Annotated in this window: 2 protein-coding genes and 1 pseudogene; 1 reads left to right on the forward strand and 2 read right to left on the reverse strand. The window is 60.0% G+C overall.

Features of this window, described 5'->3' with window-relative positions:
• Positions 1-224, forward strand: a 224-nt coding sequence (locus EC86_RS30290; protein WP_232230060.1) for a hypothetical protein, incomplete at its 5' end; no start/stop codon positions are given.
• Positions 225-253: 29 nt separating this feature from the next.
• Here the strand turns inward: EC86_RS30290 and EC86_RS30655 are convergent.
• Positions 254-605: pseudogene (locus tag EC86_RS30655) on the reverse strand (calcium-binding protein).
• A gap of 768 nt (positions 606-1,373) precedes the next feature.
• A partial coding sequence (locus tag EC86_RS0124930; protein WP_198026920.1) for an IS630 family transposase occupies positions 1,374-1,987 on the reverse strand: 614 nt, incomplete at its 5' end.

The raw sequence follows: 1,987 nt of genomic DNA on the forward strand, positions 1-1,987 counted from the left end.
ATGATTCCCTGCTGGTCCGGACCCACTTTGCAGGACTCGTTCCTTGCACATCCAAACCGCTGTTTCATCGCGATCTTGGCTTGGCCAAGCGCGAACGCCCATCTTTCATCCGTGAGAGCTGGATGTCGCTCGTACTGAATTTTCAGGCCAGCTTCGAGGTTCTGGCACACGTCGAGGAATTTGTCGTCGTACAACGTCTTGGGCGGATCGGTGTTGGCTGGTGAGCACATCGCGGCGGTGAGCAGGCCCGCCGTCAGTAGTCGTAGCCACGTGCCACCCAATAGTGCCAATCGGCAACGGCTTGGCAAGTTTGCTCCTCTGGCGCGTGACACGCAAGCTGTTCGAGTGGCACCGCAAGCTGGGACTTGGCGTACTTGACGAGTACGAAAATTTCGGACATGCAGTCGTCTTCACTTGCCAGGTCGACGACTTCGACCTCGACGCCGACTTCCAGCGGTGACGTCGAGCGAGCTGACCGGCACTTGCAGTTGGTCTTGAAGGTAGTAGTACCAGCCCATGGCCCGTTCCGCCGCGTCGTAGGCATCCACGACGATCTCGAAGGCGATGCGGTTTTCCCGGTCGGGCTGCTCGGGTATGCGTTTCATGGCGTGCGGGGTTCCTGGGGGCTCACGTCATGATAATCGTGATGAGGAACTATGGGCTTGAGCGGCTGCTGCACCGCCTTTCTATTCCTCTGGGCAACGGTTTTCTTGCAGAAGTTAGCCAGGCACCTGACAAAATAGGGTGCCGCTCTGACCGCCAGTGACGCACCCGCTTGCCAGTTTCACTGGGGCGCCAAGCCAGTCTCCCAACCTGTCCATCACCTATTGTCCCAAGGACGTAGCCATGCCCATCACGCTCAAAGAAGCGCTGCAAAGTTTGGTCGTTGCCGACTTGAAGGATTTAATCCGCTACGTGCCAGAATTGGTGGCCGTCGGCCGCAAAGACGAGTTGATTGACCGAATAGCCGACGCAATGAAGGGCGCAACGTTGCAGGCCATTTGGTCAAAGCTCGACACCCTGCAGGCTGCCGCCGTCGCCGAGGCCGTTCACCATCCGCAGGGAGAGTTCTCGCCGCAGCGCTTTCACGCCAAGTACCAGGGTGACCCCTCGTTTGAAGTGGCTGGGACTCAGTCGTCCCGCTCTTCCAGCAACAAAAAATCGGCCCTGGCGTTGTTCATCCACTATGCCTTCAAGGAGCGGCGGTATTTCGTACCTGCTGATCTGCGGGCGAGCTTGCTTGCGTTTGTGCCAAAACCCGCCGATGTGCGGTTGGACAGCTCCGACACTGCGCCAACGGGTGAAGGGCTGATAGCGCGCCTGACTGAGCATCTGACCTTACGCAGCAGCCCGCCTGTTATACCAATCCCGTGTCATGAAATAACCGAAGCCGAAGGCAGCACTGCCCAGCTTCGGGAGCACAAAGAGCGGATGGCGCCAGGGATCTGCATGAAGGCATTCCAGGCGTCGCAGCAGGCGTCAACAATCTGTTCGTAGCCTTCGTAGCAGCGATTGGCCAGGTGCCGGTCGCGCAGTTGCTGCCACACCTGCTCGGCCGGGTTGAGCTCGGGCGAACCCGCTGGCAGCGGCAACAATGAAACGTTCGGGAACTGCGGCAGTTTGGGCGTGGTGTGCCATCCCGCGCGGTCCAGCACCAGCACGGCATGGCGTCCCGCAGGCACCGCTTCGCTCAGGACCTGCAGATGATGGCTCATCGCCTCGGTATTGGCGTGCGGCATGACCAGACCGATGGCACTGTCCTGCTGTGGACAGACGGCGCCAAAGACGTAGGCCGATTCGGACTGCTGCTGACGCACCACCCGGGGCCGCGTTCCCTTGCGTGCCCACAGGCGCGTTTGCGTGCCGCGCTGGCCGATGCGCATTTCATCCTGGAACCAGATGTCCACCTGTTCAGGCGCAACGCCTGGCGGCAGCGTTGCGGCGACTTCCTGGACGAAGTTTTTTTTTGAATTCGGCTTGTGCAACC

Source organism: Polaromonas glacialis (assembly GCF_000709345.1).
Taxonomy (GTDB): Bacteria; Pseudomonadota; Gammaproteobacteria; order Burkholderiales; family Burkholderiaceae_C; genus Polaromonas; species Polaromonas glacialis.